Annotated in this window: 23 protein-coding genes and 1 other RNA gene; 13 read left to right on the forward strand and 11 right to left on the reverse strand. The window is 68.0% G+C overall.

What is annotated here, in order from left to right:
• The first annotated feature begins 25 nt into the window (after positions 1 to 25).
• Genes rlmB through LXN00_RS06140 form a run of 5 tightly spaced genes read left to right on the forward strand, consistent with a single transcriptional unit; the run spans position 26 to position 3,154 of the window.
• Positions 26 to 742, forward strand: a complete 717-nt coding sequence (gene rlmB, locus LXN00_RS06120; protein WP_234506304.1) for a 23S rRNA (guanosine(2251)-2'-O)-methyltransferase RlmB — start codon at positions 26 to 28, stop codon at positions 740 to 742.
• A 4-nt stretch (positions 743 to 746) separates the two neighbouring features.
• Complete coding sequence (locus LXN00_RS06125) at positions 747 to 1,820, forward strand: M20 family metallopeptidase (RefSeq protein WP_234506307.1); 1,074 nt, start codon at positions 747 to 749, stop codon at positions 1,818 to 1,820.
• The gene (locus tag LXN00_RS06130) at positions 1,802 to 2,038 is read left to right on the forward strand and encodes a hypothetical protein (RefSeq protein WP_234506310.1); all 237 of its coding nucleotides are present in this window, start codon (positions 1,802 to 1,804) and stop codon (positions 2,036 to 2,038) included. Before LXN00_RS06125 ends, LXN00_RS06130 begins: the two co-directional genes overlap by 19 nt.
• On the forward strand, positions 2,035 to 2,943 hold the full coding sequence (locus LXN00_RS06135) for a glucokinase (protein WP_234506313.1): 909 nt from the start codon (positions 2,035 to 2,037) through the stop codon (positions 2,941 to 2,943). The genes LXN00_RS06130 and LXN00_RS06135 overlap by 4 nt, the downstream gene beginning before the upstream one ends.
• Positions 2,930 to 3,154, forward strand: coding sequence for a DUF2905 domain-containing protein (locus LXN00_RS06140; protein ID WP_234506316.1), 225 nt, complete (start codon positions 2,930 to 2,932; stop codon positions 3,152 to 3,154). The genes LXN00_RS06135 and LXN00_RS06140 overlap by 14 nt, the downstream gene beginning before the upstream one ends.
• A 4-nt stretch (positions 3,155 to 3,158) precedes the next feature.
• On the opposite strand, the gene folE is transcribed toward LXN00_RS06140, so the two are convergent.
• Genes folE through LXN00_RS06160 form a run of 4 tightly spaced genes read right to left on the reverse strand, consistent with a single transcriptional unit; the run spans position 3,159 to position 5,716 of the window.
• The gene (gene folE / locus LXN00_RS06145) at positions 3,159 to 3,767 is read right to left on the reverse strand and encodes a GTP cyclohydrolase I FolE (RefSeq protein WP_234506319.1); all 609 of its coding nucleotides are present in this window, start codon (positions 3,765 to 3,767) and stop codon (positions 3,159 to 3,161) included.
• 38 nt (positions 3,768 to 3,805) lie between these two features.
• A complete protein-coding gene (locus LXN00_RS06150; protein ID WP_234506322.1) occupies positions 3,806 to 4,498 on the reverse strand; it encodes a gamma carbonic anhydrase family protein in 693 nt (230 codons plus the stop codon).
• Entirely contained in the window at positions 4,479 to 4,859 is a 381-nt protein-coding gene (locus tag LXN00_RS06155) for an NUDIX hydrolase (protein ID WP_234506325.1), read from the reverse strand. The genes LXN00_RS06150 and LXN00_RS06155 overlap by 20 nt, the downstream gene beginning before the upstream one ends.
• The gene (locus LXN00_RS06160; protein WP_234506327.1) at positions 4,850 to 5,716 is read right to left on the reverse strand and encodes a DUF1028 domain-containing protein; all 867 of its coding nucleotides are present in this window, start codon (positions 5,714 to 5,716) and stop codon (positions 4,850 to 4,852) included. The genes LXN00_RS06155 and LXN00_RS06160 overlap by 10 nt, the downstream gene beginning before the upstream one ends.
• 52 nt (positions 5,717 to 5,768) lie before the next feature.
• Here LXN00_RS06160 and typA point away from each other — a divergent pair, with 52 nt between their 5' ends.
• Positions 5,769 to 7,532, forward strand: a complete 1,764-nt coding sequence (typA, locus tag LXN00_RS06165) for a translational GTPase TypA (protein ID WP_234506332.1) — start codon at positions 5,769 to 5,771, stop codon at positions 7,530 to 7,532.
• A 208-nt stretch (positions 7,533 to 7,740) separates the two neighbouring features.
• Here the strand turns inward: typA and LXN00_RS06170 are convergent, their stop codons facing one another.
• Positions 7,741 to 8,424, reverse strand: coding sequence for a hypothetical protein (locus LXN00_RS06170; RefSeq protein WP_234506336.1), 684 nt, complete (start codon positions 8,422 to 8,424; stop codon positions 7,741 to 7,743).
• 52 nt (positions 8,425 to 8,476) lie between these two features.
• Here LXN00_RS06170 and LXN00_RS06175 point away from each other — a divergent pair, with 52 nt between their 5' ends.
• A complete protein-coding gene (locus LXN00_RS06175; RefSeq protein WP_234506338.1) occupies positions 8,477 to 9,724 on the forward strand; it encodes a replication-associated recombination protein A in 1,248 nt (415 codons plus the stop codon).
• A gap of 3 nt (positions 9,725 to 9,727) precedes the next feature.
• Here the strand turns inward: LXN00_RS06175 and LXN00_RS06180 are convergent, their stop codons facing one another.
• Positions 9,728 to 10,513: a carbohydrate ABC transporter permease gene (locus LXN00_RS06180; RefSeq protein WP_234506341.1), complete on the reverse strand. Its 786-nt coding sequence runs from the start codon at positions 10,511 to 10,513 to the stop codon at positions 9,728 to 9,730.
• Between the two features lie 30 nt (positions 10,514 to 10,543).
• Between LXN00_RS06180 and LXN00_RS06185 the strand changes: the two genes are divergently transcribed.
• On the forward strand, positions 10,544 to 11,746 hold the full coding sequence (locus LXN00_RS06185) for a CaiB/BaiF CoA transferase family protein (RefSeq protein WP_234506342.1): 1,203 nt from the start codon (positions 10,544 to 10,546) through the stop codon (positions 11,744 to 11,746).
• 85 nt (positions 11,747 to 11,831) lie between these two features.
• Here the strand turns inward: LXN00_RS06185 and ffs are convergent.
• Positions 11,832 to 11,932: signal recognition particle sRNA small type (gene ffs / locus LXN00_RS06190), an RNA gene on the reverse strand.
• Positions 11,933 to 11,951: 19 nt separating this feature from the next.
• Here ffs and LXN00_RS06195 point away from each other — a divergent pair.
• Both LXN00_RS06195 and LXN00_RS06200 read left to right on the forward strand, forming a co-directional pair.
• On the forward strand, positions 11,952 to 12,830 hold the full coding sequence (locus LXN00_RS06195) for an ABC transporter ATP-binding protein (RefSeq protein ID WP_234506348.1): 879 nt from the start codon (positions 11,952 to 11,954) through the stop codon (positions 12,828 to 12,830).
• Positions 12,823 to 13,593 (forward strand): ABC transporter permease, encoded by a 771-nt coding sequence (locus LXN00_RS06200; RefSeq protein WP_234506351.1) that lies wholly within the window; start codon positions 12,823 to 12,825, stop codon positions 13,591 to 13,593. The genes LXN00_RS06195 and LXN00_RS06200 overlap by 8 nt, the downstream gene beginning before the upstream one ends.
• On the opposite strand, the gene LXN00_RS06205 is transcribed toward LXN00_RS06200, so the two are convergent.
• Positions 13,590 to 14,660, reverse strand: a complete 1,071-nt coding sequence (locus LXN00_RS06205) for an aminopeptidase (RefSeq protein ID WP_234506355.1) — start codon at positions 14,658 to 14,660, stop codon at positions 13,590 to 13,592. The genes LXN00_RS06200 and LXN00_RS06205 overlap by 4 nt on opposite strands.
• Before the next feature lie 20 nt (positions 14,661 to 14,680).
• Between LXN00_RS06205 and LXN00_RS06210 the strand changes: the two genes are divergently transcribed.
• Positions 14,681 to 15,826 (forward strand): E3 binding domain-containing protein, encoded by a 1,146-nt coding sequence (locus tag LXN00_RS06210; protein WP_234506358.1) that lies wholly within the window; start codon positions 14,681 to 14,683, stop codon positions 15,824 to 15,826.
• A 42-nt stretch (positions 15,827 to 15,868) separates the two neighbouring features.
• Here the strand turns inward: LXN00_RS06210 and LXN00_RS06215 are convergent, their stop codons facing one another.
• Genes LXN00_RS06215 through LXN00_RS06225 form a run of 3 tightly spaced genes read right to left on the reverse strand, consistent with a single transcriptional unit; the run spans position 15,869 to position 18,650 of the window.
• Positions 15,869 to 17,221 (reverse strand): NAD(P)(+) transhydrogenase (Re/Si-specific) subunit beta, encoded by a 1,353-nt coding sequence (locus tag LXN00_RS06215; RefSeq protein WP_234506361.1) that lies wholly within the window; start codon positions 17,219 to 17,221, stop codon positions 15,869 to 15,871.
• Positions 17,221 to 17,523 carry a proton-translocating transhydrogenase family protein gene (locus LXN00_RS06220; RefSeq protein ID WP_234506362.1) on the reverse strand — a complete coding sequence of 101 codons (303 nt, stop codon included), beginning with the start codon at positions 17,521 to 17,523 and terminating at the stop codon, positions 17,221 to 17,223. Before LXN00_RS06220 ends, LXN00_RS06215 begins: the two co-directional genes overlap by 1 nt.
• Positions 17,523 to 18,650: an NAD(P) transhydrogenase subunit alpha gene (locus LXN00_RS06225; protein ID WP_234506365.1), complete on the reverse strand. Its 1,128-nt coding sequence runs from the start codon at positions 18,648 to 18,650 to the stop codon at positions 17,523 to 17,525. Before LXN00_RS06225 ends, LXN00_RS06220 begins: the two co-directional genes overlap by 1 nt.
• Positions 18,651 to 18,824: 174 nt before the next feature.
• Here LXN00_RS06225 and LXN00_RS06230 point away from each other — a divergent pair, with 174 nt between their 5' ends.
• The gene (locus LXN00_RS06230) at positions 18,825 to 19,712 is read left to right on the forward strand and encodes a DMT family transporter (protein ID WP_234506368.1); all 888 of its coding nucleotides are present in this window, start codon (positions 18,825 to 18,827) and stop codon (positions 19,710 to 19,712) included.
• Positions 19,709 to 20,521, forward strand: coding sequence for a DMT family transporter (locus LXN00_RS06235; RefSeq protein ID WP_234506372.1), 813 nt, complete (start codon positions 19,709 to 19,711; stop codon positions 20,519 to 20,521). The genes LXN00_RS06230 and LXN00_RS06235 overlap by 4 nt, the downstream gene beginning before the upstream one ends.

Genomic DNA, 20,521 nt, shown 5'->3' on the forward strand with positions numbered 1-20,521 from the left:
TCATCATACGGCGTAGACTCGGACCATGTGGATCTACGGGAGGAACCCGGTCCTCGAGGCCATCCGGGAAGGCCGCGCCCGCCGGGTCTTGGTGGCGAAGGGCGTGGAGGCCTGGCTTATACGGGAGTTGGAGCGGCTCGGGGCCCCCTTGGAGCTCGTCCCCCGGATTGAGCTGGACACCCTCCTCCGCACCACCCACCACCAGGGCCTGGCGGCGGAGGTGGAGGCGCCCCAGTACGCCACCCTGGAGGACGCCTTCCGCCTGGCCGAGGCCCGCGGCGAGCCTCCCCTCTTGGCGGTTCTGGATGGGATCACCGACCCCAGGAACTACGGGGCCATGATCCGGAGCGCCCTGGCCCTGGGGGCCCACGGGGTGGTTTCCGAGGAAAGGCGGGCCGCCCCCCTTTCCCCCCTGGCCCTCAAGGCGAGCGCCGGGGCCGCCCTTAAGCTTCCCGTGGTCAAGGTGAAAAACCTTCCCCGCACCCTGAAAGAGCTCAAGGAACGGGGGCTTTGGGTCTACGGGCTGGACGTGCGGGGGGAGAAGACGCCCAAGGACCTGGACTTCCGCAGGCCCCTGGCCTTGGTGGTGGGCTCCGAAGGGGAAGGGATGCGGCGGCTCGTGCGGGAGAGTTGCGACGAGCTCTTCCGCATCCCCATCCGGCCCGAGGCGGAGTCCTTAAACGCCTCCGTGGCCCTGGCCATCGCCCTTTACCAGGCGGGGCTTTCCCGGGGTGTAGGATAGGGGCGTGGACTGGGTGAAGCTCCTCTCCCGCCTCGTCCAGGCGGAAAGCCTCCCAGGGAAGGAGGAGGAGGTGGCGGGGCTTCTCCTGGAAGCCCTGAAGGCCCTAGGCCTTCCCGCCACCCTGGACGAGGCGGGGAACGTGGAGGCCCTTTTGGGGGAGGAGGGGCCCGAGGTGGTCCTCACCGGGCACATGGACGTGGTGCCCGTGGGCGACCCGGCCCACTGGCCCTACCCCCAGGGGGCGGTGGTGGGGGAAAGGCTCTACGGGCGGGGGGCCGTGGACATGAAAGGCGCCCTGGTAGCCATGCTCCTGGCCTTGGAGGCCCTTTCCCAAGGGCCCTTGAAGGGGCGGGTGCGCTTTCTCGCCGTGGTGCAGGAGGAGGTGGGCGGCTTAGGAAGCCGCTACGCCGCCCAGCGGCTTAGCCCCTTGGCCTTCATCCTGGGGGAGCCCTCCGGGGGGAGGCTCATGCGGGGGCACCGGGGCCGGGCCGAGGTCTGGGCGGATTTTGAGGGGGAGGAGGCCCACGCCGCCCTGGCCTCCGGGGAAAACCCCCTTTACGACCTTGGGGAGTACCTCCTCGCCCTCAAGGAGCTCCCCTTGCCCCAAAGCCTCAAGCTCACCCCCACCCGGGTGGACACCTACCCCGGGGCCACCAACCAGACCCCCGGGGTGGTGCGGCTTTACCTGGACGTGCGCTACGAGCCCGAGGCGGACCTAGAGGGGCTTTTGGAACGCCTGAAGACCTTGGGAAGCGCTTCCCTTTACATCCCCGAGGAGGAGCGGGCCTCGGGGGAGGTGCGGATGGCCATCCCCGCCCTCTGGCCCCCCTACCGCCTGCCGGAGGACCACCCCCTCCTCCAGGCCGCCCTAAGGGCCCTGGGCCAGGAACGGGCGGGCCTCTGGCCCTTCACCACCGACGCCCCTTACCTGGGCGCCAGGGCCCCGGTCCTGGGCCTGGGCCCGGGGGACCCCAGCCTGGCCCACACCCCCAAGGAGCACATCCTCCTTTCCCAAGTGGAGGCCGCCGGCCAGACCTACGCCCGCCTAGTGGAGACCCTATGGAACGCCGCACGGTAGCCGGAACCCCTTACGCCAAGCTCCTTTCCGCCCCCCGCCCGGTGGCGGAAGGGCTAAAGGCCCGCCTCGAGGCCCGGGGCATCCCCGTCCTCCTGGAAACCCCCTTCTCCGGCCTCCCCGAGGCCGCCTTGGGCACCTACATGGGGGACGTGGCCCTCTGGGTGCCCGAGGCCCTTTTGGGCGAGGCCGAGGCCATCCTGGCGGAGGAGGCGCCATGAGGGTGGTGGGCCTGGACCTGGGCGGCACCAAGATCGCCGCCGGGGTGTTTGACGGGGAAAAGCTCCTATCCAAGGTCATCCTCCCCACCCCCAAGGAAGGGGGGATGGCGGTGGTGCGGGCCCTGGCGGAGGCGGCCAGGCAAGCGGAAGTGGAGGCGGGAGCGGAAGGGGTGGCCATTGGCCTCGGCACCCCGGGGCCTCTGGACTTCCGCAAGGGGGTGATCCGCTTTACCCCCAACATCCCCGGCCTCGTGGACTTCCCCATCCGCGACCTCCTAAAAGAGGCCACGGGCAAGCCCGTCCACCTGGAAAACGACGCCAACGCCGCCGCCCTCGCCGAGCACCACCTGGGGGCGGCCAAGGGGGAAAGGAGCTCCCTCTACCTCACGGTCTCCACCGGCATCGGGGGCGGGGTGGTCCTCGGGGGAAAGGTCCTAAGGGGGGAAAGGGGCCAAGGGGGGGAGCTCGGCCACATCACCCTGCTCCCGGGGGGGCCGGTGTGCGGCTGCGGGCTAGAAGGGTGCCTGGAGGCCCTGGCCGCCGGGCGGGCCCTGGAGCGGGAAGCCGGCTACGCCTACCACCGCCCCCTCAGCAACCAGGAGCTCTTCGCCCTCTTCCAAGAAGGCGACCCCAAAGCGCGGCGCATCCTCCTCCAGGCGGCCCGTTACGTGGGCCTGGGCCTGGCCAGCCTGGTCAAGGCCTTTGACCCGGGTGCGGTGGTGGTGGGCGGAGGGCTTGCCCTGAACGCTCCGGAAGGCTACTGGGAGGCCCTGGAATCCGCCTACCGCCACTACCTGGCGGGCTGGGAGGTGCCCCCCTTGCGCAAGGCCAAGCTCGGGGGTGAGGCCGGCCTCCTCGGGGCCGCCCTCACCGCTTACCTGGAGGTGCGGGATGGAACTGGGTAAGGCGCTCGTTTACCTGGGGCTCTTCCTCCTCCTCTTAGGGCTTCTTCTCCTCTACTTTCCCAAGCTCTTCGCCTGGTTCGGCCACCTGCCGGGGGATATCCGCATAGAGCGGGAGGGCCTAAGGGTATACATCCCCATCACCTCGGCCCTCCTGCTTTCCCTTCTCCTCACCCTCCTCCTCCACCTCCTAGGCCAGTTCTGGCGACGCTAGACCCCTAGCGCAGATGGCTCAAAAACTCCTCCCGCGTCTTCTGGCTTTCCCGAAAGACGCCGAGCATGGCGCTCGTGACGGTGCGGGAGTGCTGTTTCTCCACCCCCCGCATCATCATGCAGAGGTGGACCCCCTCCACCACCACCCCTACCCCCTGGGGCTCGAGGACCTCCTGGATGGCCTCGGCGATCTGGACCGCCAGGCGCTCCTGCACCTGGAGGCGGCGGGCGAAGAGGTCCACGATGCGGGCGAACTTGGAAAGGCCCAGGATCTTGCCGTTGGGGATGTAGCCGATGTGCACCTGGCCGAAGAAGGGAAGGAGGTGGTGCTCGCAGAGGGAGTAGAACTCTATCCCCTTCACCACCACCATCTCGCTTCCCTCCGCCTGAAAGACGGCCCCGTTGACCACCTCCTTTAGGTCCTGGCGGTAGCCCCGGGTGAGGAAGGCCCAGGCCTTGGCCACCCGCTCCGGGGTCTTCAAAAGCCCTTCCCGGTTGGGGTCTTCGCCGATGGCCTGGAGCCAGTCCGCCGCCAAGCCTTTGAGGCGCTCTAGGTCTAGTTCGGTTTCAAAGGAAAGCCCGGTTTCTTCAATCTCCACCATCTTGCGCTCCATGGTGCCCCCCTTTTCCCCCGCCTTTTGTGGCCCCGGGCTCACTCGGGCGCAATAAGGCCCTCCTCCACGAGGGGCAAGGCCACCTCCGGGGCTAGGGGAAACCCCTGCGCCACCTGGCGCAGAGCCTCCAAGGCTTCCCGCTTCTGCCGCTTAAGCCGCAGGTGGAGCTCGCTAAAGGGGTTGAGGGCGTCCTGGCCCCTTAGGGTGAGGCGGTAGCGCCTGGGGGGCTCCACGGGGAAAAGCCCCTTCCGGTAGCGCTCGGCCAGGGCCTGGTACCGGGGAGCGTTGCCGGGGGGGTCCACAGGGCGCACCACCCGGGCCGGGACGCCCAGGGCCAGCATCCCCTCGGGCACCTCCATCCCCGCCGGCACCACCGCCCCTGCGCCCACCACGGCGTTTTTCCCAATCCTCGCCCCATTCAGGACGATGGCCCCCATCCCGATCAAGGCCCCCTCCTCCACCACCGCCCCGTGGACCACCGCCCGGTGGCCCACGGTGACGGAAGGCCCAAGAAGGCAGGGAAAGCCGGGGTCGGCGTGGAGGATGGCCCCGTCCTGCACGTTGGTCCCCGGACCCACCACCACCCTTTCCAAATCCCCCCGGGCCACGGCGCCAAACCAAAGGGAAGCCCCCTCCCCCACCTCCACCGCCCCCACCACATAGGCCCCGGGGGCCAGGAAAGCCGTGGGGTGGACCTTGGGGAGCTTGTCCTCAAAGCGGTAAACGCTCAAGGGCCACCTCCAAAAGGCCCAGGTCCTCGGGGAAGGAGAGGAGGGCCCGGGCCTCCTCGGGGGCGAACCAACCCACCCCGCTCATGCCCCTTTCCAACCGGGGCTCCCCCTCCCCCCGCATGAGGAACCAGTGCACCTCCCGTTCCACCCCCTTGGCGTTCACGTAACGGGTGGGGTAGAGGGGGCCTAGGACCACCGCCTGGACCCCGGTTTCCTCCAGGACTTCCCGCACCGCAGCGCCTTCCAGGCTCTCTCCTTCCTCTATGTGCCCCTTGGGGAAGACCCAAAAGCCCATGCGGTCCCTTAGGAGAAGCACCTCCCGCTTAGCGTTGAAGACCACACCCCCGGCGCCTAGCTCCACCCGTACCTCCCCTTGAGGTGGTCCAAGGTGGCCTCGTCCACCTCGGGACCCCCTTGGTAGCGCTCCTCCAGGTTCTCCATGCCGATGAGGGCCAAAAAGGCCTCCTCCGTCGCCCGGTCAAAGACCCCGTGAACCTCCCCGGCGTAAAGGCCAAGCCCCCGAAGCACTCTTTGGAGCCAGCGCACCTCCTCCGGCCTCAGGGGGCGCTTGGCCTTGGGCCTTTCAAAGAACAAGCGGTGGAGGGAAAGGAGGCGGGAAAGCTCCGCCAGGGGCTCGGGGTGGTCGTCCACCCGCAGGTCTATGTAGCGGTCCCAAAGCCCTCCGTACCCCTTCCCCTCCCCCACCACCAGAAGGGCGGCGGACTGCCGGCCCCGCCTATCCCCCCCGGCCGCCTCCCCCGCCTTTAGGGCCCGCAAGAGCCTTTCGGGGAAAGGAAGGGCCTTTTCCCGCGCGAAGGTTTCCGCCATGGCCTCCACCACCTCGGGGCCCGCCAAGAGGTTGCCCTGGGCGGCGAAGCCCTCCCCCACCACCCCCCCGGCCCAGGGGTGGCAAAGGGCCCCGGTGAAGCTTAAGGCCTCCCCCCTGGCGCTCACCAGGCCGAACTGCCGCCTTTCCAGGTCGGGGTCGGTGCGGCGGAAGGCCTCCAAGACCCCTTCCGGGCCCGCCCCCTCCGCCAAGAGGGCCAGGCCCTGGGGCCCGAAGCGGGGGTTGGCGTAGGACTGGGTGGCGATGGCCCCCACCTGGGCCCTGGCGAAGGGCACCACGGCCCCCACCGCCAGGAACTTGCTGGCCACGGCCACGCCCAGGTCCCCGGTTTCCGGGTCCCGGGCCACCAGGGAGAAGGTGGCCACCACCATGCCCTTATCCTAAGCGCCTTCCCGTGGTAGAGTGGGGGGATTGGGTGCGCCCATGGAGATTAGAAACATTGCCATCATTGCCCACGTGGACCACGGCAAAACCACCTTGGTGGACGCCATGCTCCGCCAAGCCAAGGCCCTGAAGAAGGAGGAGGGGGAAAGGATCCTGGACTCCTTTGACCTGGAAAGGGAGCGGGGGATCACCATCCTGGCCAAGAACACCGCCGTGGCCTGGGGCGGGGTGAAGGTGAACATCGTGGACACCCCGGGGCATGCGGACTTCGGCGGGGAGGTGGAGCGGGCCCTTTCCCTGGTGGACGGGGTACTCCTCTTGGTGGACGCCGCCGAGGGCCCCATGCCCCAGACGCGCTTCGTCCTGAGGAAGGCCCTCGAGGCCGGCCTCAAGCCCATCGTGGTCCTCAACAAGGTGGACAAGAAGGAGGCCCGCCCCGACGAGGTCTTGAACCTCACCTTTGACCTCATGGTGGAGCTGGGCGCCTCCGAGGAACAACTGGACTTCCCCTACCTCTACGCCATCGGCCGCGAGGGAAGGGCCTGGCGGGAAGAGCCCCGGGAGGACCTGGCGGAGCTTTTCCAGACCATCTTGGACCACGTCCCCCCGCCCCGCTGGACGGAAGGCCCTTTCCAGCTCCTGGTGGCCAACCTGGACCACTCGCCTTACCTGGGCCGGGTGGCGGTGGGCAAGGTGGCCCGGGGCCGGGTGCGCCAGGGGGAAACGGTGGCCATCCTGAAGGAAGGGGGCCAGGTCCTGGCCAAGGTGGCGGCGGTCTACACCCACCAGGGCCTGGAGCGGGTGGAGGTGGAGGAAAGCCTTCCCGGGGACATCGTGGCCCTGGCGGGGGTGGAAGGGGCGGAGATCGGGGACACCCTGGCGAGCCTCGAGGCCCCCGAGCCCCTACCCCGCTTGGCGGTGGACGAGCCCACCGTGGCCCTCACCCTCACCGCCAACACCTCCCCCTTCGCCGGAAGGGAGGGGAAGTACGTCACGGGGCAGAAGCTCAAGGAGCGCCTGGAGCGGGAGCTCCGCACCAACGTGGCCCTGCAGGTCTTGGAGGTGGCCCCCGAGGTGTTTGAGCTACGGGGCCGGGGGGAACTCCACCTGGCTATCCTCTTGGAAACCATGCGCCGGGAAGGCTACGAGTTCAGCGTGGGCCAGCCCCGGGTCCTCCTCAAGGACGGCCTCGAGCCCTACGAGCTTCTGGTGGTGGAAGCCCCCAAGGAGCGCTTCGGAGCGGTCATGGAGGCCCTGGGGACCAGGCGGGCGGAGATGGTGCACATGGAGGGGGGAGAAAGGGTGCGGGCGGAGTTCCTCCTCCCCGCCCGGGCCCTCTTTGGCTTCCGTAGCCTGTTCCTTTCCCTCACCGGGGGGGAAGGGGTCCTGAGCCACACCTTCCACGGCTACGGGCCCGAAGCCGGCCCCATCCCCACCCGCACCACGGGGAGCGCCGTGGCCATGGAGGCCGGGGTGGCCACCCTGTATAGCCTCCACCGCCTGCAGGAAAGGGTGCGGTTTTTCATTGAGCCCGGCACCGAGGTCTACGTGGGCATGATCGTGGGGGAGCACGTGCGGGAGAACGACCTCGCGGTGAACGTCACCACCGCCAAGAAGCTCACCAACATCCGGGCGGCCGGGTCCGACGAGAACATCCGCCTCATCCCGCCCAGGAAGCTCTCTTTGGAGGAGGCCCTGGAGTTCTTGGCCGAGGACGAGCTCCTGGAGGTCACGCCCAAAAGCCTCCGCCTGCGGAAACAAGTTTTAGACCCCGCCAAGCGCAAGCGCCTGGTGGGGAAGTGAAAAGGGGGGCCTTAGCCCCCCGAGCTTACTCCTCGTCCCGCTCCCCGTAGGTTTCCAACGCCTCCTGCCACGCTTGGCTAATCTCCTTGGCCTGCTCCATGGCTTACCTCCTTAGCCTCAAGGGTAGCCCGCCGCCAGGCCAGAGGACTTGCGCTAAAGGCAAAACCCGTACACCCGAAGGCGGTGTAAGCGGGAGAGGGCTACACCGCTAGGTTTGCAGGAGGCTTTCCGCCTCGAGGCGGGCCAAAACCCGCTCCAAGCTCCCTCCCCGCCAGCGCTCCACGGCGTAGGCGGCCAAGGGAAAGCGCTCCTTAAGGCGCTTTAGAAGTCCGGCGGCGTCCTCCGGGCGGCTTCCCTGGAGGACCAGGAGATACCCCCCTTCCAGACGGAAGGCGAGGTCCCCCCGGCGAAGCTCCCTTACCAGGCGCTCCGGGGGCAAGGGGGCGGAAAAGTAGACCAAGACCAGCTCCCGCCTTAGGGCTAGCCCCTCCAGGGCCCCGGCCAGGCGCAAAAGGTCCTCCCGCGTCCCCACCCCTTCCAAGGCGGGAAGAAGGGGAGCCTCCCGCCCCGTTCCTAGAAAGAAGGCCGCCCCCAAAGCGGCCACCCCCAAAGACCCGGCCAGGGCGGTGTAAAGGAAGCCCTCCCGCCCGGTGAAGGCCCAGGCGCTCTCCAAGGCGAAGGCCGAGGCCAAAAGGCCAAGCCCCAGCACCAGGGCGAACTGCACCCGAAAGCCCACAGGGAAGCGGGAGTAAAGGCTCGCTGCCGCTGCCAGGAGGAGGCCCACCACGAAAAGGGCAAGCCCCCTTTCCACCTGGCCTAAGGCTTCCCCCTGCGCCAGGGGCAAAAGGCCCAGGAGGAAGAGAAGCCAAGGGAGCAAAAAGAGCCAGCGCATGCTCCCTCCAAGGCTACCACGCTCCCCCTTACGCCCGCCTTAGCATGAGAGGGTGGAACCCTTGGCGGAGCGCTTGCGGCCGAGAAACTTGGACGAGATCCTGGGCCAGCCCCACCTCACGGGGGAAAGGGGCCTCCTTAGGCGGATGCTGGAGGCCAAGCACCTGAGCTCCATGGTCCTCTTCGGCCCCCCAGGCACGGGCAAGACCACCCTGGCCCGCCTCTTGGCAGAGGGTGTGGGCAAGCCTTTCCTCTGGCTCTCCGCCGTGGAGGCAGGGCTTAAGGAGGTGCGGCAGGCCCTGGAAAAGGCGCGGGAGGCTGGGGGGCTCGTGCTCTTCCTAGACGAAATCCACCGCTTCAACAAGGCCCAGCAGGACGCCCTCCTCCCCCACCTGGAGTCCGGCCTCCTCACCCTCATCGGGGCCACGGCGGAAAACCCCGCCTTCCTCCTTACCCCCGCCCTGCGCTCCCGCCTCCGCCTCCTTCCCGTGCGCCCCCTCTCCGAAGAAGACCTCCTCGTCCTCCTAAAGCGGGCCCTCGAGGACCCCCGGGGCCTCCCCGGCATCCCTTACGAGGAAGAGGCCCTAAGGCTCCTCGCCCAGGCGGCAGGGGGGGACGCCCGTTTCGCCCTGAACACCCTAGAGCTCGCCGCCGCCTTCGGCGAGGTGAGCCAGGAAAGCGTGCGGGAAGCCCTGGGAGCGGAGCGCTTCGCCATGGACCGCAAAGGGGACCGGTTTTACGACCTCATCTCCGCCCTGCACAAGAGCCTTAGGGGTTGCCACGTGGACGCCGCCCTCTACTACCTGGCAAGGCTTCTCAAGGGCGGGGCCGACCCCCGGTACGTGGCCCGCCGCCTCATCCGGGTGGCAGCGGAGGACGTGGGCCTGGCGGACCCCCTCGCCCTCCGCCTGGCGGTGGCGGCCCTGGAGGCCTACGAGGCCTTGGGGAGCCCGGAAGGGGAGCTCGCCTTGGTGGAGGCCACGGTCTACCTGGCCCTGGCCCCCAAGTCCAATAGCCTCTACACCGCCTGGCAAAGGGCAGAGGAGGCGGCCCAGGCCCATCCCGAGGCCCCCGTGCCCCTAAACCTGCGCAACGCCCCCACCGCCCTGGCCCGAACCCAGGGCCACGGCCGGGGCTACGCCTACTACCACGAGGACAAGGAGGGAAGCTTCGCCCAGCGCTACCTGCCGGAGGCCCTCGAGGGCCTCCGCCTCTTTGAGGCCACGGGGGAAGGCTGGGAAGAACGGGTACGGGAGCGGCTCAGGGCCCTTCGGGAGCGGTTTTCCGGAAAAGGGCAATAGGCGCTAGCCCTTGAGCCCCTCCTCAAAGGTGGCCACCACCCGCCGTTCAAAGAGAAGGTACAGAAGGGCGATGGGCAAGACGCTAAAAAGGGCCGCCGCCGAGAGCAGGCCCCAGTCCGTGGGGTACTTGCGCTGGAGGTCGGTAAGCCAGGTCTGGAGCGTCCAAAACCTCGGGTCCGAAACCACCACCCTGGGGTAGAGCACCAGGTTCCAGTGGGCGGCGAAGGAGAGCACCCCCGCCGCCACCAAGGTGGGCCGGACCAAGGGGAAAAGGATGCGGAAAAGGAGCACCCTGTGCCCCGCCCCGTCCAGCCTGGCCGCCTCCAGAAGCTCCTCCGGCACCCCCCGCATGGCCTGGTAGACCAGGTAGATGACGAAAGGGCTAGCGGCGAAGGGCAAGACCAGGGCCCAGAAGGTGTCCAGAAGGCCAAACCCCTTTAGAATGCCGTAAAGCGGCACCAAAAGGAGCTCCGCCGGCACCGCCATGAGGAAGAGGTAAAAGGGCAGAAGCCCAAGCCCCGCCCTCAGGGCGTAAGCGGCCAGAAGGGCGGTAAAGAGCTGCAGGGCCACCACGCCCGAGGAAAGGCCCAAGGAAAAGAAAAGCCGGTTCCAAAAGCCCTCCCTGGCAAGCCCCCCAACGTTTTCCAGGCTGAAACCAATCCGGGAGAAAAGCTCTCCCGAGTACACCGCCTCCTTGGGCATGAAGGCGGCGTAAGCCATCCAGAGGAAAGGAAGAGCGATGAAAAGGAGGACGGCGAAGACGAAAAGGTGCTTGAGGAAGCGGCCCACGCCCCCACTATAAAGGGTTAGGATGCCCCCATGGGACCCCTTTCCGGCATCAAGGTCCTGGACCTTTCCCGCGTGCTTGCGGGGCCCCTTTGCACCATGATCCTGGCGGACCTGGGGGCGGAGGTCATCAAGGTGGAACCCCCCTGGGGGGATGAAACCCGAGGCTGGGGCCCTCCCTTCCGCCAGGGGGAAAGCGCCTACTTCCTCTCGGTGAACCGGGGCAAAAGGAGCGTGGCCCTGGACCTCAAGCACCCGGAAGGCCAGGAAGCGGTGCGGCGCCTGGCCAGGGAAGCCGACGTGCTGGTGGAAAACTTCAAGACGGGGGACCTCGCTCGCTACGGCCTGGATTACGCCCGCCTAAGCGCCCTAAACCCCCGCCTCGTCTACCTCTCCCTCACCGGCTTCGGTCAAACCGGCCCCCGGGCCAAGGAACCCGGTTACGACGCCGCCCTCCAGGGCTACACCGGCATCATGTCCGTGACCGGGGAGCCCCAAGGCCCCCCCATGAAGGTGGGGGTGGCCTGGATTGACGTGATGACGGGAATGATGGGGGCCATAGCGGTGCTCGCCGCCCTATGGGAAAGGGAACGGAGCGGCCTGGGCCAGCACATAGACCTCTCCCTCTTTGACGTGGGGCTCTTCGCCCTGGCCAACCTGGGCCAAAGCTACCTCCTCACGGGAAAACCCCCCAAAAGGCTCGGCAACGCCCACGCCCAGATCGTCCCCTACGGGGCCTTCCCCGCGGAGGACGGTTGGCTCGTCTTGGCCGTGGGAAACGACGAGCAGTTTGGGAGGCTCTGCCAGGTCCTGGGGCTTCCCGAGCTCCAGGAGCGCTTCCCCACCAACCCCGAGCGGGTAACGCACCGGGAAGAGGTGGTGGAGGCCATCACCCAGGTCCTCAAGACCAAGCCCAGGGCCCACTGGCTTAAGCGCCTCCAGGAAGCGGGCGTCCCCGCCGCCCCGGTGAACGACCTTTCGGAGGCCTTCCAGGACCCCCAGGCGGAGGCGCGGGGAGCGGTCTGGACCCTGGAACACCCCCTTTTGGGAGCCCTCCCCACCCTGGCCAACCCCTTGCGCTTCCTCTCCCGCACCCCCGCAAGCCCCCCTTCGCCCCCGCCCCTTCTTGGGGAGCACACGGAGGCCGTCCTCCTGGAGGCGGGCTTCACCCCAGAGGAGGTGCGCCGCCTTGTGGAAAAGGGCATCGCCCGGTTGGCCCCAAAACCCGGGGTGTAAGGGAAAGCGCCCTTCTGGAGGGCGCTTTTTCGCGAAAACCTCTGGCCAAGGGCGCAGAAGCCCTGTGGATAACCCTGTGGATAAATTGCCCCCGGCTACCCAGCGGCACCCGGACCGTGGCGCTTAGGGCTGCTTCCTTCCGGACCTGACCCGGTTCACGCCCGGTCCGCCGCGCTGGACCGGGGGCTTGGGTAGTATAGCACCCATGGAAGCCCTGAGGCTAGAGGGCGTGGGCAAGCGCTACGGCCGCAAACCCGTGCTGCAAGGGGTGAGCCTGAAGGTGGCCCCGGGGGAGGTCTACGCCCTGGCGGGCCCCAACGGCTCGGGCAAGACCACCTTGATCCGCCTGGTGACGGGCCTGGCCTTCCCCACGGAAGGCCAGACGTTCCTCCTGGGGGAGGACGTGCACAAGAACCCCTCGGCCAGGCGCTACCTGGGAGCAGTGGTGGAGGCCCCGGCGGCCTTCTACCCCTACCTCACGGGGCGGGAAAACCTCCGCTTGCAGGCCTACTTGGCCGGGGTTAAGGAGGAAAGCCGCATCGGCGAGGTGCTGGCCCGTCTAAAGCTCCTGGCAGTGGCGGACCAGAAGGTGGGGAGCTACTCCCTAGGGCAGCGGCAGCGCCTGGGCCTGGCGGCGGCCATCCTCCACCGGCCCAAGGTCCTGGTCCTGGACGAGCCCACGAGCGGCCTGGACCCCGAGGGGGTGGAGCTGGTCCATGGGCTCTTAAGGGAGCTCTCCCGGGAAGGGGTGGCGGTCCTCCTTTCCACCCACCACCTGCAGGAGGTGAGCCAGTACGCCCACAAGGTGGGGATCCTGGGCGGGGGAAGGCTTTTGGACGAGGTGGCGCTTTCCGGGCGGGAAGTGTACCGCCTCGAGGCCCACCCCCCGGAAGGGGCCCTGGCCCTCCTCAAAACCCTCCCCCAGGTGGCCCAGGCCCGGCTCCAGGGAGGGGCCATCCTCTTTGAGGGGAACCCGGAAGCGGCGTTAAAGGCCCTCCTCCAAGAGGGCTACCGGGTGAAGGCCCTTCACCCCGAGCGGTTTGACCTCCTCACCTACTACCAGGAGAGGGTGAAGCATGCTTAGGCTCTTCTTCTTTGAACTCTATAAGCTCTTCCGCTTGCGCTCCGTGGCCCTGGGGCTCCTCTTCGCCTTCCTCCTCCCCTTCCTCTGGGCCCTGGCCCCCGGGCTCAAGGAGGTCTACGGCCTCGTCCTGGCCTCGGGGTGGCAGGTGGTGTCCCTAAGCCTCCTCGCCGGGATGGAGTTCCTCTTCCCTTTCCTGGTGGTCATGGCGGCGAGCGAGTCCTTGGGGAGCGAGGTGGCCCAAGGCACCCTAAAGACCCTCCTCCTAAGACCCCTTCCCCGAAGCCTCCTCCTCTTGAGCAAGCTTTTCGCCACGCTCCTTTACCCTTTCGTGCTCCTTGGGGCCAGTTTCCTGGGAAGCCTCCTCGCCGGCCTGCCCCACGGGCTTGGCCCCTTCTTCGGCGGCACGGGCCTCGGGGAAGGGGGCTTCGCCGGGGTGGGGCTCCTGGCCCCAGGGAAAGCCCTAGCGGAGCTCCTAAGGGCGCACCTCCTGGCGGGGGCGGTGCTCGTGCCCCTCGCCGCTTTGGCCCTTCTCTACGGGACGCTTTTCCTCTCCACCACCGCAAGCGCCCTGGCGGCGGTGGCCACCCTCCTCCTCATGCGCCTCCTCGTGGCCTTTCCCGCCCTAACGCCCTTCCTCCTCACCACCTACCTGGACCTCCACCTAAGGCCCGAGGCGGCGGGGCTTGGGCTTTCCCTCCTTTTCATCTACACCCTGGGCTTCGCCTTCCTGGCGGCCCTCATCTTTGAACGCAAGGACCTCTAGCCCTCCAGGAAGCGGCCTTCGGAAAGAAGAGGCTTGCCGTCCAGAAGGAGTTTGCCTTCCTTCAGGGAAAGCACCAGGTCCCAGTGGAGGGCGCTTTGGTTCTTCCCGCCCGTTTCCGGGTAGCTTTGGCCCAAGGCCAGGTGGACCGTGCCCCCCATCTTCTCGTCCAAGAGGATGAGGCCCGTGGGCCGGGTGAGGCCGAAGTTGGTGCCGATCCCCACCTCCCCAAGCCGCCTGGCCCCCTCGTCCGTGTCCAGGGCGCGGAGCAGGTAGTCCTCCCCCACCGCCGCCCGGGCCTCCACCACCCGCCCCTCCTCAAAGCGGAGGTAGACCCCTTCCACCCGCCTGCCCCCCACGAAAGCGGGGAGGTTGAAGCGCACCTCCCCTTGGGCGCTATCCTCCACCGGGCCCGTGAAGACCTCCCCCGAGGGCATGTTCCGCTTCCCGTCGGAGTTCACCCACACCCTCCCCGCCACGGAAAGGGTAAGGTCCGTGCCCGGGGCCAGGATGCGGAGCTCTTTCCCCTGGGAAAGCCTCCGGATGAGGGCCTCCTGGAAGCGGGAAAGGGCTTTCCAGGCGGCGATGGGGTCCTCCTGGTCCAGGAAAAGCGCCCTTTCCAGGTAAGCCCTAAACGCCTCCGTGCCCATCCCCGCCCCCACGGCGTAGCCCACGGTGGGGTAGAGGGTGAGGGTCCAGCGCTTCCTCAGGCGCATCTCCTGCAAGGGCCGCCAGGCCCGCCTTTGGCGCAAAGCAAGCTCGGGGTCCAAGCCGGCCCCCTCCAGGGGGTTTTCCGCCGAAAGGACCCGCAAGAACTTGTCCGCCTTCTCGTAGAGGGCCCATTCGGCCTCGGGGATCCTCTCCAGCCACGCTCCCCCATGGAGGAGGAAGTCCCGCTCCTCCCCGGGGTAGGCCAGGCGGAAAAGGGGGTAGGCCCCCCGGGCGAGGAGGGCCCGCTTCAGGTGGGGGATGAGGGGAAGGGCCGGGGTTTCCGCCTCCACCAGGACGGTCTCGCCGGGGCCCGCCTCGAGGCAGTACCCGGCCAAAAGCTCGGCAAAACGCGCCTCCACCCTGCTATCATAGGGCCAAGATGGAAGAACCCAAGATCACGCCCCTGGCAAGGCGGCTCGCCGAGGAAAACGGCATTGACTGGCGCCGCCTTCAAGGCACGGGCCCCGAGGGCACCATCGTGGAGCGGGATATCCTGGCCTTTTTGGCCAAGGTGATGGCGGGAGAGGTGGACCTGCCCCCCATGCCGGAGGAGCCGCCCCCCGTCTTGCCGGAGGAAGACCTAAGGCGGGCCCAGGAGGCCCTGGGGAAGGAGGGGGTGGACCTCTCGGAGCTCCTCCCCGAGCCCCCCAAAACCCCCACGGTGCAGTTGGAAGAGTTGGAAGAGGAGGCCCTAGACTTGGAGCCGGTCCTGGAGGAGATGGACCTGGAGCTAGACCTGGAGGACGAGGTCCTTCTGGCAGAGGAGCCCCCGCCCCCGGTTCCCGAAGAGGACCTGGCCCCCCTCCCGGAGGAGGCCCTAGAACCCCCTACGCCAAGCCCCCTGGACGAGGAATTGGAAGCCCTCCTGGCCGAGGAGCCCTCCCCGGCGGGGCCGGCGGAAACCACCCCGGTGGAGGAGCTCGCCGCCCTCCTCGCCGAGGAAGAGCCCCTTCCCGAAACGCTTTTGGCGGAGGAGGACTTCCTGGCCGAGGAAACCACCCCGCCTCCCCCCGAGCCCACGCCCGCACCCCCTCCCCTAACCCCCATCCCCACCCCAACCCCCGGCGTGGCCGCCCCAATGGCCCCCACCCCGGCAACGCCCACCCTCCTCAAGGTCTACCGCCGCCGGTTTGACCCCGCCCCCCTAAAGGGAGCCCTCGAGGCCTTCGCCCGCATCCACGGGGTACCCCAAAACCCCTTGCCCTTCCTCCTTAGGGGTGCGGAAAGGGCCTTGGCGGAGCTGGAACTTCCCTTGCGGGCCCTGCGGGGCCATGCGGAGGGGGAAAGGGTCTATGGCGTGAAGCCCCTAGGCGGCTTCCTCGCCCTTTTCCGCCAGGAAGGGGGCGAAGAGGGGGAGGGCCTCCTCTGCTTCGCCGGGGAAGAGGAGGTCCACACGGGCCGCCCAAGCCTTTTCCTCTCCCCGGAAGGGGTCCTCGCCGCCTCGGGCCTGGAAGCCCCCGTGGCCCGGAAGCTTTTGGAAAGGGTGGCCCTTTACCTGGAAAACCCCGTGCTCCTCTTGGCCTAAAACGCCTGCCCCGGGGAAACCCCGGGGCAGGCTCTTCTGGCGCTAGAGCTTCTTCAGGGCCTGGGTGAGCTGGGTCAGAACCTGTTGGGCGTCCCCGTAGAGCATGCGGGTGTTGTCGGCGTAGAAGAGCTCGTTTTCCACCCCGGCGAAGCCCTTCCCCTGCCCCCGCTTGATGACGATGACGTTCTTGGCCTTGTCCACGTCCAGGATGGGCATGCCGTAGAGGGGGCTCCCCGGACGGCGAGCGGCGGGGTTCACCACGTCGTTGGCCCCGATGACCACCGCCACGTCCACGGTGGGGAACTCGGGGTTGATCTCCTCCAGGTCCTTGAGCTTGTCGTAGTCCACCCCCGCCTCCGCCAGGAGGACGTTCATGTGCCCCGGCATCCGGCCCGCCACGGGGTGAATGGCGAACTTCACCTCCACGCCCCGGCTTTCCAAGAGGTCGGCGAGCTCCTTCACCTTGTGCTGGGCCTGGGAGAGGGCCATGCCGTACCCGGGCACGAAGACCACCTTGTTGGCGTAGGCCAGCATCACGGCGGCGTCCTCCACGTCAATGGGCTTCAGGCTCCCCTTGACTTCCCCCGCCTCCTGCTCCACGCCAAAGCCGCCCACCAGGACGCTCCACACCGAGCGGTTCATGGCCCGGGCCATGAGCACGGTGAGGAGAGTACCCGCCGCCCCCACCAGGGTGCCGGCCACCATGAGGGCCGGGTTCCCCACGGCGAAGCCCTCAAAGCCCACGGCCATACCGGTAAAGGCGTTGTAGAAGGAGATGGCCACGGGCATGTCCCCGCCGCCGATGGGAAGCGTCATGAGCACGCCAAAAAGGAGGGCGAGGAGGAAGAAGAGGACGATGCTAAGGGTGGGGTCGTTCCAAAGGAGGGAGAAGCCCAAGACCACCGTGACCAGAAGGACCAGGGCGTTCACCACCTTCTGCCCCGGGAAGAGGATGGGGCGGCTTCGCATGAGGCCCTGGAGCTTGGCGAAGGCGATGAGGCTCCCCGTGAAGGCCACCGAGCCGATGAGCCCGCCCAGGATGGCCAGGGCCATGAGCCCAGGGTTCTCAAAGGCCCCCTTCAGGAGCTCCACCGCGGCGATGGTGGCGGCGGCACCCCCGCCCATGCCGTTGTAAATGGCCACCATCTGGGGCATGTCCGTCATGGCCACCTTCACCGCCGCCCACCAGGCCACCACCGAGCCCAGCGCCAAGGCCAGGAGCATGAGGCCGAAGTTCCCCATCTCCGGCCAGAAGAAGGTGGCCAAAACGGCCAGCACCATGCCCCAGCCCGCCCAGACGATGCCGCTTTTGGCGGTGGTGGGGTGGGCCATGCGCTTCAGGCCCACGATGAAGAGGATGGCCACCACGAAGTACGCTGCCTGGATGAGGTCCATTACTGACCACCCCCCTTGCCGGGCTTTTTCTCAAACATCTCCAGCATACGCACGGTGACGGCGTACCCCCCGGCGGCGTTGGCTGCCCCTAGGACCACGCCCAGGAAACCGATGAGCTTTTCCAAGCCGGTTTCCGCATGCCCCAGGACCACCATGGCCCCCACCACCACCACCCCGTGGATGAAGTTGGACCCGGACATGAGGGGGGTGTGGAGGATCACCGGAACCCGGGTGATGAGCTCGTAGCCCAAGAAGGCCGTGAGCACGAAGATGTAAAGGGCCGACCAGAAGCCGAACTCCATCACGCACCTCCCAGAAGGGCCTTGGTGGGCCCGTGCAGGATCTCCCCTTCCCTCATCAGAAGCGCTCCTTGGATGATCTCGTCCTCCCACTTGGGGGCGAACTCGCCCTTTTCAATAAGGAGGCTGGAGAGGTTGAGGAGGTTCTTGGCGTACATCTCCGAAGCGTGCACGGAAAGCTCGCTCGGGAGGTTCAAGGGGCCATAGATCCGCACCCCCTTCACCTCCACCACCTCCCCCGGCTTGGTGAGGACGCAGTTGCCCCCGCTCTCGGCCGCCAGGTCCACCACCACGGTGCCGGGCTTGAGCCTTTCCATCATGTCCTCGGTGAGGAGGATGGGGGCGCGGCGGCCCGGCACCTGGGCGGTGGTGATGAGGACGTCCATGCCCGCCACGTGCTCCCGCAAGGCCTCGTGCTGGATGCGCTTCTCCTCCTCGGTGAGCTCCCGGGCGTAGCCGCCCTCCCCCTCGGCGCTAATGGGAAGCTCAATGGGCTTGGCCCCCAAGGAGACCGCCTGCTCCACCGCCGCCTTGCGCACGTCGTAGGCGAAGACCTGGGCGCCCAAACGCTTGGCGGTGGCGATGGCCATGAGCCCCGCCACCCCCACCCCCATGACCATCACCTTGGCCGGGCGGATGGTGCCCGCCGCCGTGGTGAGCATGGGGAAGAAGCGGGGAGAAAGCCGAGCTGCGTGGACCGCCGCCAGGTAGCCCGCCACCGTGGCCTGGCTGGAGAGGGCGTCCATGCTCTGGGCCCGGGTGATGCGGGGGATGAGCTCCATGGCGATCACCGTGGCCTTTTTGGCGGCAAGCGCCCGCACCAGCTCGGGGTTCTTGTGGGCCTGGACAAAGCCCACCACAATCGCCCCAGGCTCCAGCGCCCCGATGAGGTCTTCCGGGGGCGGCTGAACGGTGAAGAGGAGGTTGGCGCCCTTTAAGAGCTCGCCTCGCTCCACCACCTCCGCCCCCGCCTCTTGGTAAGCGGCGTCCGGGTAATAGGCGCCTTCCCCGGCGCCCCGTTCCACCCGCACCCGGGCGCCCCCCTTGACCAGGCGGGCCACCACCTCGGGCACCAGGGCTACCCTTCGCTCTCCCGGAGCCCGTTCCTTGGGAACCGCTACGGTCACCATAGGACCTCCTTCGGGGGAAGTATACCAGCACGGGTAAGGACGCCTGTCCCAAGCGGAGGCCCCCCTTTACACCACCCCAAAAAAGGGTCTACACCGCCCAAACCCGCGGCCAAAACACCCCGCAAGAGGGAAAACCCCTTCGCAAGAACCCCGCTTCCGTGGAAGAATACCGGCATGCGCCCCTCGAGGCCCCAAATCCTCGCCGTCCTCCTCCTGGGCATCCTGGCCATCAGCTTCGGCAGCATCCTGGTGCGCCTGAGCCTCGAGGCCTCGGGGGACCGAAGCCTCGCCTTCAGCCTGGTGATGAGCGCCGGGCGCCTGGGCCTCGCCGCCCTCCTCCTCGCCCCAGGGTGGTTTAAGCCCCTCTCCTCCCGCAAGGGCCTTCCCTTCGCCGTGGCCGCCGGGGTCTTCTTGGCCCTCCACTTCGCCTTCTGGATCACTTCGCTTTCCTACACCTCCGTGGCCGCCAGCACCGCTTTGGTCACCACCAACCCCGTCTGGGTCACCCTCTTCGGCTGGCTTTTCTTTGGGGAAAAGCCCTCCGGCACCACCCTCCTCGGGGTGGCCGTGGCCCTCGTGGGGGGGCTATGCATCGGGCTTGGGGATGCGGAGGGAGGAGGAGGGAAAAACCCCCTCCTCGGGGACCTCTTGGCGGTCTTGGGGGCGGTGACGGTTTCCTTTTACTTCCTCCTGGGTCGGGAAGCCCAAAGGCGGGGGCTCTCCACCCTGGAATACATCCGGGTCGCCTACACCACGGCGGCTTTGGTCCTCCTTCCCCTCCCCTACCTCTTCGGGGGCGGGTACGGGGGGTACCCCCTGGCCGTCTACGGCTACCTCCTCCTCATGGCCCTCCTCCCGCAACTCGTGGGGCACACCAGCTTCAACTGGGCCACGCGGCACATCCCCCCGGTTCTCGTCACCCTGGCCATCCTCTTTGAGCCGGTGGGGGCAAGCCTCCTCGCCTTCCTGCTCTTCGGGGAGCTCCCTGGGCTACCTGTGCTCCTTGGGGCCTTGGTCCTTCTCCTCGGCGTGGGCCTCGCCGTGGTGGGAGGTAGGCGGTGATTTTCGTGGTCTTGGCCGCCCTCCTTTGGGGCCTGGGGGGCGCCTTGGCCGGGCGGTTCATGGAGGGTATCCCCCCAGGGCTCCTCATCCCCTTGCGCTTTCTCCTAAGCTTTCTCCTCCTCCTTCCCCTCGTCCTCCGCTACCCCCCAAGGCCCGAGGAAAGGCGCCGCCTCCTGGGCGTGGGGTTCGCCCTTTCCGGGGCCCAGGCCTTTTACTACCTGGCCATCCACGCCACCACCGTGGCCACGGGGATCTTCCTCCAGTACCTGGCCCCCGCCCTCCTCACCCTTTACGCCCTCCTGTGCCGGGAAAGGCTTCCCGCCCGGGCCCTTTTTGGGGTAGCCCTGGCCCTCCTCGGGGCCTACATCCTGGTGGCCGGGGGAGAGGGGCTAGAGGGTAGCCCCGTGGGCGTGGCCTTTGGCCTTCTTGCCGCCCTTTCCTTCGCCCTCTACGCCGCCACCTCCCAGGGGCTCAAGACCCCACCCCTGGTGAGCCTGGGGGTGGCCACGGGGGTGGGAAGCCTCCTCGCCCTTCCTGCGCTCTTCCTCAACCTGCCCGGGCTCCTTTCCTTGGGCCTCGAGGACTGGGGCGGGGTGGCCTACCTGGTGCTCTTCGGGACCCTCCTCCCCTTCGCCCTCTTCCTGCAGGGCGTGCGGGTGGTCCCCGCCCGGGAGGCCACGCTCCTCGCCATGCTGGAACCCGTGGCCGGGGCCCTCTTCGCCTGGCCCTTAGCGGGCGAGCCCTTACGGCCGGAGGCGCTTTTGGGGGGTGGCCTCATCCTTTTGGGGGTAGCCTTAAACCGGAGGTGA

It is taken from the genome of Thermus brockianus, assembly GCF_021462505.1.
Taxonomy (GTDB): Bacteria; Deinococcota; Deinococci; order Deinococcales; family Thermaceae; genus Thermus; species Thermus hydrothermalis.

Coding starts and splice junctions, on each gene's coding strand:
- rlmB (WP_234506304.1), top strand. CDS start 26: ATGTGGATCTACGGGAGGAACCCGGTCCTCGAGGCCATCCGGGAAGGC.
- LXN00_RS06130 (WP_234506310.1), top strand. CDS start 1,802: ATGGAACGCCGCACGGTAGCCGGAACCCCTTACGCCAAGCTCCTTTCC.
- LXN00_RS06135 (WP_234506313.1), top strand. CDS start 2,035: ATGAGGGTGGTGGGCCTGGACCTGGGCGGCACCAAGATCGCCGCCGGG.
- LXN00_RS06140 (WP_234506316.1), top strand. CDS start 2,930: ATGGAACTGGGTAAGGCGCTCGTTTACCTGGGGCTCTTCCTCCTCCTC.
- folE (WP_234506319.1), bottom strand. CDS start 3,767: ATGGAGCGCAAGATGGTGGAGATTGAAGAAACCGGGCTTTCCTTTGAA.
- LXN00_RS06160 (WP_234506327.1), bottom strand. CDS start 5,716: ATGGTGGTGGCCACCTTCTCCCTGGTGGCCCGGGACCCGGAAACCGGG.
- typA (WP_234506332.1), top strand. CDS start 5,769: ATGGAGATTAGAAACATTGCCATCATTGCCCACGTGGACCACGGCAAA.
- LXN00_RS06170 (WP_234506336.1), bottom strand. CDS start 8,424: ATGCGCTGGCTCTTTTTGCTCCCTTGGCTTCTCTTCCTCCTGGGCCTT.
- LXN00_RS06185 (WP_234506342.1), top strand. CDS start 10,544: ATGGGACCCCTTTCCGGCATCAAGGTCCTGGACCTTTCCCGCGTGCTT.
- LXN00_RS06195 (WP_234506348.1), top strand. CDS start 11,952: ATGGAAGCCCTGAGGCTAGAGGGCGTGGGCAAGCGCTACGGCCGCAAA.
- LXN00_RS06200 (WP_234506351.1), top strand. CDS start 12,823: ATGCTTAGGCTCTTCTTCTTTGAACTCTATAAGCTCTTCCGCTTGCGC.
- LXN00_RS06210 (WP_234506358.1), top strand. CDS start 14,681: ATGGAAGAACCCAAGATCACGCCCCTGGCAAGGCGGCTCGCCGAGGAA.
- LXN00_RS06215 (WP_234506361.1), bottom strand. CDS start 17,221: ATGGACCTCATCCAGGCAGCGTACTTCGTGGTGGCCATCCTCTTCATC.
- LXN00_RS06220 (WP_234506362.1), bottom strand. CDS start 17,523: ATGGAGTTCGGCTTCTGGTCGGCCCTTTACATCTTCGTGCTCACGGCC.
- LXN00_RS06225 (WP_234506365.1), bottom strand. CDS start 18,650: ATGGTGACCGTAGCGGTTCCCAAGGAACGGGCTCCGGGAGAGCGAAGG.
- LXN00_RS06230 (WP_234506368.1), top strand. CDS start 18,825: ATGCGCCCCTCGAGGCCCCAAATCCTCGCCGTCCTCCTCCTGGGCATC.